Origin of the sequence: Helicobacter pylori (assembly GCF_011175115.1) — a bacterium.
GTDB lineage: Bacteria > Campylobacterota > Campylobacteria > Campylobacterales > Helicobacteraceae > Helicobacter > Helicobacter pylori_DF.
In genome coordinates this window covers 117,970-124,949 of record NZ_SHOW01000004.1, presented here as the reverse complement: position 1 = coordinate 124,949, position 6,980 = coordinate 117,970, and the positions used below count along the sequence as shown (strand labels likewise).

Genomic DNA, 6,980 nt, shown 5'->3' with positions numbered 1-6,980 from the left:
GCAAAAAAAATACTAATGTTTCAGGTTTTGCTTCTGTGGATATGACTGCTTTTAAAAAATATAAGTTCCCCATCCCACCCCTAGAGATCCAGCAAGAGATCGTTACGATTTTGGATCAATTTTTGGCTTTAACCACCGATTTATTAGCCGGTATCCCGGCTGAAATAGAAGCTAGGAAAAAGCAATACGAATACTACAGAGAAAAACTACTGACTTTCAAACCACTAACCCCCCATAAAGAAGTTAAAAAATGCTAACAGCATTTTTTAATACTAAATAACAAAGAGCTTGCGTAAGCAAGTGATATTTTCTAAAAAAAAGCGGTCTTGGGGGGTTAGGGGGATCTTAAGGGGGTTGTAGGGGGAGAATTATTTCAAAATACCCCCCTATCCCCTTATAAAATGAATTTGAAATATTTTTTAAAATGAGTTTTAAAATGACAAAACAAAGCAACTAAAAGCCCATTTTAAAAAATAAAAGTTTTAGTATCACAGAGCCAAGAACACCCATAGCACAATGAAAAATGAAATAAAAAAGTTTAAAATTCTAATTTTAAAAACAAGTCCTAAAATGGGCGCTAAAGCGGTTTTTAATGGCTGTTTTTTGCTAGGCGTTTTAACAAACCCTTAAGGGGTTGTTATTAAAGGGGTTTAAAGCTTCCACACGATTTCGGTGAAAATATGGCTCCTGTCTTGATCGGTGGCGGGTTGGCTGTCTAATTTTGGCCCGTTCCACCCCATTTTATAGCCTTGATGCATCAACACATTATAATATTCAAATTTAATGTCGGCTGAAAAATTTTTAGTGAATTTATAGCCCAAGTTGAGCGATAGGACTTGTTCGTTCGCCCTAGGCCCATAAGTCAAACGCCCCAATAAGCCCCAAAGGAATTTCCTATGCACCCCACCGCCAAAGGCAAACACGGTAAAAGCGTTCGCATCCATCATGTAAGACAAAGAGTTAAGGGTGTTTGCATAAACGCTGTTCGTCCAAAAGTCAAAGCCTAAGCGGTTACCATGGTAGCCTATCATCCAGTTAGCGTTCCCAAAGGATTTATAAATCCCAAAACCAAAATTGTATTCATTCCATTCAAACTTTTGTTTGATCATCAAGCTGTGCGCGTTCTTACCGGCTGGCATGCCAAATTGATAGGTGTCCCAAAATCTTTTAGCATAAAAGGGATTAAGCACGGTAACATCGGTTTGAGAGCGAAACCCTAAGCCGGTAAAAGTGGGGTTACTATCATAAGTGATCGTGAAGTTAGGGTCGTATTCGTTAAAGGGTGAAAAATAGACAAAAGGCTGAATGCTGAAACCCTTGTAATTCCAAATGATATAAAAGGCATGCACCCCAGGGTTTATGGTTTGCCCGTTTTTAAGAGTGTAGGTTTTAGGCGAATAGAAATTATAAAGCCACTCGTTATAGGCAAAGCCACGACCAAACGAGCTAAACCACCAGAATTTGAAATTCCCTAAATTTAAGGTCATGTCCAAGCCTTGGTTGTAACCGCTCATATAGTCCGCTGGGGATTCGTACCTTCCGCCCCTAATTTCAAAAATATCCTTGTAGTTGTAGCGCAAGTAAGCGTTATAAATCACATAGTTTCTGGTGTGATCGGCATAGGTTTTTGCACAAGTGGAAGCCTCTAAAGCTTCTTGATTAGACAACTGCGTCATTTCAGCTTGAGTCATCTTATCGTATTGACCTTGGGTCAAATTCCCTGTGGCTAACCCGCAACTAGCCCATGGTTTTTGCCCCACAAGACCGCCCCAATAGCCCACATAGTTCCAAGTCATAGCCCCATAGGGTTTCCCTGTAACTTCGTTAATAAAATCCTTAGTGGTATCATAAATAACAGCACCCCCCCAACCCCCAAGACTCCCGTCTAAATGATGCCCGTTAGCCGTAGCGCTTTTGGGCAAGAGCTCCGTAAAATCCACTTGCATGTAAGCCATGATCGTCATAAAGGTTTCGGTAGGGTAAAGCCCTTTATTAGTGTTGATAGGTTTGTTATTGAAACCGACTTTAGAGAAACTTTCAGCACCCGCTTTAATTTTAGCGATTTTACCCAAATCAAAAGCTTGACTTTGATAAGAGAATAAAAAAAGAAGCGTTGCGATATTTTTAGCAGATGCAACCTTATAGTTCATGCGTTTAACCTTTAGTATAAACCAAAAATTCTAAATAGAGTAAGCCAACATCGTTCAAAGAAAATTTTTTCTTACAGATCTTAAACATCTAATCAGTCTGTTCATCTTCCGTCCTTTTTTCTATGAAGTCCGACTTACAAAGTTAATTCTTAACTAAGTCGTGCGTTAATACTAGCATAATATTATGGTTTTTTTTAATTTTGAGAATAAAATTTTTCTTTGTTAGTCAAATACAGACACTCAAAGCCTTATTTCATCTCAATATTATTTATTTTTTTAATTTATTCATTCCTTAACACGCTTAAAGCGTCAATAGTAGAAGCTTTTTTAGACGGGTAATAAGAAGAAAGCCCTACGATGATCACAGAACCTATGAGAGTGAGCGTAAAATCCATTAAAGACAAATCTAAAGGCAAAGTGTTGATGCCATAGACATCTGCTGGGAGCGAGATGATAGGGAACACGCTTAAAAGATACATGCTTATAAACGCTAAAACCACCCCAAGAATCACACCGCCCAAACCAATGATATTGCCCAAATAAAAAAAGGTTTTTTGGATTTCTTTCTGGCTACTCCCCATGCTAAAGAGTAGGGCGATTTCTTTACGCCTGTTCATCACCACCATTAAAAGCGAGCTGATGATATTCAAAGACGCCATTAAAATAATGAGCATGAGCACAATGAATAACGCTCTTTTTTCTAATTCCATAGCCGAGAAAAAATTCCCGTTTTGCTGCCACCACCCTTCAATGCCTATGCCATGGTGGTTGATGGTTTTTAAAGCGTTGCGTAAAATTTCAATATCCTTCATGGGCGTTTTAGAATAGACATGCACCCCATCATAAAGCCCTAAGGGTAACCTCCTGATCGCGCTTATAGCTTGAAGGCTCGCATACATGTAGCTCATGTCATAAGATTTTAGCCCTGAATCAAAATCGCCTTTGATAGTAAAGCGTTTCATGATAGGGGAGAGCGTGAGACCGGTTGGCTCTAATTCGGTGAAAAACAAATCGGCTTTTTGATTGAGATCTAAATTCAAGCTGTATCTCAAGCTTTTCCCCACGATCAAATTAAAAGGGTTTTTAAAAAGATCGTTTGTATTGGTGTTTTTTAAAGCGTCGTTTAAAACTTCATTAATGCGCCTTTCTTTAGAAAAATCAACCCCAAACACCACGCCGCCATTCATGGAATGCGTGCTTTTAATCAGGCTTTGGGTTTGCAAATAGGGGCTAAAAAGCAAATTAGGGAACTTTTTTTCCAAAGCTTGAACCACTTCTTCGCTGATCCCATAAGGGCTTGTGGTATAGAGCGTTAAGGGGTAGTTCATCACAAAAAGCTTTTTTTCAAATTCCTTACTCATGCCGTTCATGATCGCCATAGCCACAATTAAAACCATCACGCCAACCGCCACGCCAAAAAAGGCTAACAAAGCGGTGATGCTGATAAATGGCTGGCTTTTATCAAAACGCAAATAACGCTTGATAAGGAAAAAGATTAAGGATCTATTTGGCAAATAAGCCCTTTTTAGGCCCGCTTTTAGCGCAACAATCTTTGTATTTTTTCCCGCTCCCGCAAGGGCAAGGCTCGTTTCTTTTAGGGGTTTTAGAAAAAGCTTTCATGGACATATTCAAATCTTCATCTAAGGCTTCTTCATGGCGGTAAGTTACGCTCTCATGCTCTCTTTCTTCGCTAAAGTTATCCAAATAACGCTCGGCATCGCTAGAATCTTGCTCGTTTTCAAACTGGATCTTAGAAAAGGTTTTGATCGCTTCTATTTTAATGTCTTCAATGAGTTCTAAGAAAAGGTTATAACTCTCTTTTTTGTATTCTACAAGGGGGTCTTTTTGGTTATAGCCTCTCAAATTGATACCGGTTTTGAGATTATCCATCGTATAAAGGTGCTCTCGCCATGCGTTGTCTAAAATCTGCAAATACACGATGCGTTCGATCCGGCTTCTTTGTTCGCTATCTAAAACTTTCATTTTGTTTTCATAATCGCTTTTGAGTTTTTCAGCCACAAATTTTTCAATAGGGGAGGCTTTTTCTAAATCTTCTAATGCAACATGAGTGTTAAAATCTTCTTTTAAGATGTTTTTAAGCCCTAAAAGTTCCTCTTCAGACAGGTTTTGATGGTCAAAGGCTTTGAGTTTAGAAAAGATTTGATTGAGCGCGTATTCTCTGTTTTCAGCGATTTTAGCGCCAATATCGTAATTAACATCTAACAATTCATCTCTAAATTTATACACGCTTTTTCGTTGTTCATTAGCCACATCATCGTATTCTAACAAATGCTTACGGCTTTCAAAATGCAAGTTCTCCACTTTTTTTTGCGCGTTTTCCACCGCTCTTGTTACGAGCTTGGATTCAATGTGTTCGCCGTCTTTAAGCCCTAATTTTTCCATCACCCCCTTAATCCTATCGCTCCCAAAAATGCGTAACAGATTATCTTCTAAACTCAAATAAAATTGGCTTGTTCCCGGATCACCCTGGCGCCCGCTTCGCCCCCTTAATTGGTTGTCAATCCTGCGGCTCTCATGCCTTTCAGTGCCAATGATATACAGCCCCCCAAGCTCCTTAATTTCATCAGTGAGTTTAATATCAACGCCTCTGCCTGCCATGTTAGTCGCAATCGTAACCGCCCCTTTAAGCCCGGCGTCTTTGATGATTTCAGCTTCTTTGGTGTGCTGCTTGGCGTTTAAAACGGTGTGAGGGATGCGCTCTTTTTTGAGTAAAGCGTGCAAGGTTTCACTCTTTTCAATGCTGGCCGTGCCAACTAGAACGGGCTGACCCTTATCGTGCAATTCTTTAATTTTAAGGATCACCGCATCAAATTTTTCTTTTTCACTCTTATAGATCAAATCGTTCAAGTCTTTTCGCTTGATCGCTAGATTAGTAGGGATAGACACCACTTCTAAATTGTATATTTCTAAAAATTCTGTGGCTTCGGTTTGAGCCGTGCCTGTCATGCCTGAAAGTTTAGAAAACATCCTGAAATAATTTTGGAAAGTAATATCGGCTAAGGTTTGGCTCTCTTCTTTAATGCTCACGCCCTCTTTAGCCTCTAAAGCCTGATGCAAGCCCTCACTAAAGCGCCTCCCCTCAGACAAACGGCCGGTAAATTCATCTACAATCACCACTTCATTATTGGCTACAATATAATCTTTATCAATAAAAAAGAGGTAATTCGCTTTCAAAGCCTGGTCTAAATGGTGCGATAAGGCGGCGTTTTCAATCTTGTATAAATTATCCACGCCAAAGAGGTTTTCGGCTTTTTTAATCCCCTCTTCAGTGATTAAAATCGCGCGGTTTTTTTCATCTATGGTGAAATCTATTTCCACTTGCATGCTTTTAGCGACTTCATCAGCCTTGTTGTAATTTTCCATGCGCCTATCCACAGGCCCTGAAATGATTAAGGGGGTTCTGGCTTCATCAATTAAAATGGAATCCACTTCATCAACAATAGCGAACGCATGCGATTTTTGCACCTTATGCTCTAAAGAATATTTCATGTTATCCCTTAGATAATCAAAGCCAAATTCATTATTAGTGCCATAAACAATGTCTTTAGAATAAATTTCTAAGCGCTCATCATCATCTCGCACGCTCGCAGTGATCGTGCCTACGCTATAACCTAAGAATTGATACAACGGCTCCATTTCTTTAGAGTCCCTATGGGCTAGGTAATCATTGACCGTTACCACATACACGCTTTCACTCTTCATAGCGTTCAAAGCCACCGCTAAAGTAGCGACCAAAGTCTTACCCTCTCCAGTTTTCATTTCAGCGATCTTGCCATCGTTTAAGACCATGCCCCCAATGAGTTGCGCATCAAAATGGCGCATCTTTAAGATCCTTTTACTCGCTTCTCTAGTGATAGCAAAACTTTCCGGTAAGACTTCTAAAAGGGTTTTTTCTTGCAAATCTTTTTCTACGGATCGCACACGATTTTTTAATTCTTCAAAAGCGTTTTGCAGCTCAACATCGCTCATCTTTTCATAAGTAGGCTCTAAGGCGTTGATGGCTAGGACTTTTTTTTTGTATTGTTTGATCCAGCGATCGTTTCTAGTGCCAATGATTTTTCCAATGATTGCTTTTATCATGGTAGTAGTAACCTTTTAAGAGTGCTTCAATCCCATTTATTTGATTAAAGCGTCAGTTTTTAATCCCATTTTAGCATGGATAAAATAAAAGTCTTGTAAAATAAAGGGTTTTATTAAAGATGATAGATTATTTTAAGGTTTGATTAATGAAAGCTTTTTTAAAGATTGTAATGGTTTTGATTTTTATGAGTGTCGCTCATGCTAAAAATCCTCCAACCCTTTCTAAAGAAGAAGAAGTTTTACAAAATTTGCAAAGTTTTAGCGCGCATTTCAAGCAAGTGTTAAAAAGTGAAAAGCCCTTAGTTTATTATGGGATTTTAAAAGCTAAAGCCCCTAATTGGGCTTTATGGGTTTATGAAAAACCCTTAAAAAAAGAAATTTACATGAACGATAAGGAAGTGGTGGTTTATGAGCCTAATTTATTCCAAGCGACTATCACGCCCTTAAAAGACAAGACGGATTTTTTCACCATTCTTAAGCAATTGAAAAAGCAGGCTGACGGATCGTTTCAAACGACTATCAACAAAACCACTTATCGTTTGACTTTCAAAGACGGCAAGCCTTTTTCGTTGGAATTTAAAGATGACATGAACAATCTTGTAACGATCACTTTTTCTCAAGCAGAAATCAACCCTAAAATTCCTAATGAAATCTTTGTTTTTAACCCTAAAGATGAAAATATTGATATTGTGCGCCAGTGATTTTTAGCCGCTCATTAATAAAAGTTAG

Annotated in this window: 5 protein-coding genes; 2 read left to right on the top strand and 3 right to left on the bottom strand. The window is 38.8% G+C overall.

Annotation, left to right across the window (positions count from 1 at the left end):
• On the top strand, positions 1 to 257 hold a 257-nt coding region (locus EXS92_RS05615; protein ID WP_165515819.1), incomplete at its 5' end, for a restriction endonuclease subunit S.
• 393 nt (positions 258 to 650) lie between these two features.
• Here EXS92_RS05615 and hofF read toward each other — a convergent pair.
• From hofF to secA, 3 genes are all read right to left on the bottom strand, one after another.
• Positions 651 to 2,150 (bottom strand): outer membrane beta-barrel protein HofF, encoded by a 1,500-nt coding sequence (hofF, locus tag EXS92_RS05610; protein WP_165515818.1) that lies wholly within the window; start codon positions 2,148 to 2,150, stop codon positions 651 to 653.
• A gap of 281 nt (positions 2,151 to 2,431) precedes the next feature.
• Positions 2,432 to 3,664 carry an ABC transporter permease gene (locus tag EXS92_RS05605; protein ID WP_165515817.1) on the bottom strand — a complete coding sequence of 411 codons (1,233 nt, stop codon included), beginning with the start codon at positions 3,662 to 3,664 and terminating at the stop codon, positions 2,432 to 2,434.
• Complete coding sequence (gene secA, locus EXS92_RS05600; RefSeq protein ID WP_165515816.1) at positions 3,654 to 6,251, bottom strand: preprotein translocase subunit SecA; 2,598 nt, start codon at positions 6,249 to 6,251, stop codon at positions 3,654 to 3,656. Before secA ends, EXS92_RS05605 begins: the two co-directional genes overlap by 11 nt.
• 146 nt (positions 6,252 to 6,397) lie before the next feature.
• On the opposite strand from secA, the gene lolA reads away from it, so the two are divergent.
• Positions 6,398 to 6,952, top strand: coding sequence for a LolA-like outer membrane lipoprotein chaperone (gene lolA, locus EXS92_RS05595; protein ID WP_000643130.1), 555 nt, complete (start codon positions 6,398 to 6,400; stop codon positions 6,950 to 6,952).
• Positions 6,953 to 6,980: the final 28 nt, after the last annotated feature.

Excerpts from the sequence above, each read along its gene's own strand:
- hofF (WP_165515818.1), bottom strand. The coding sequence starts at position 2,150 with ATGAACTATAAGGTTGCATCTGCTAAAAATATCGCAACGCTTCTTTTT.
- secA (WP_165515816.1), bottom strand. The coding sequence starts at position 6,251 with ATGATAAAAGCAATCATTGGAAAAATCATTGGCACTAGAAACGATCGC.
- lolA (WP_000643130.1), top strand. The coding sequence starts at position 6,398 with ATGAAAGCTTTTTTAAAGATTGTAATGGTTTTGATTTTTATGAGTGTC.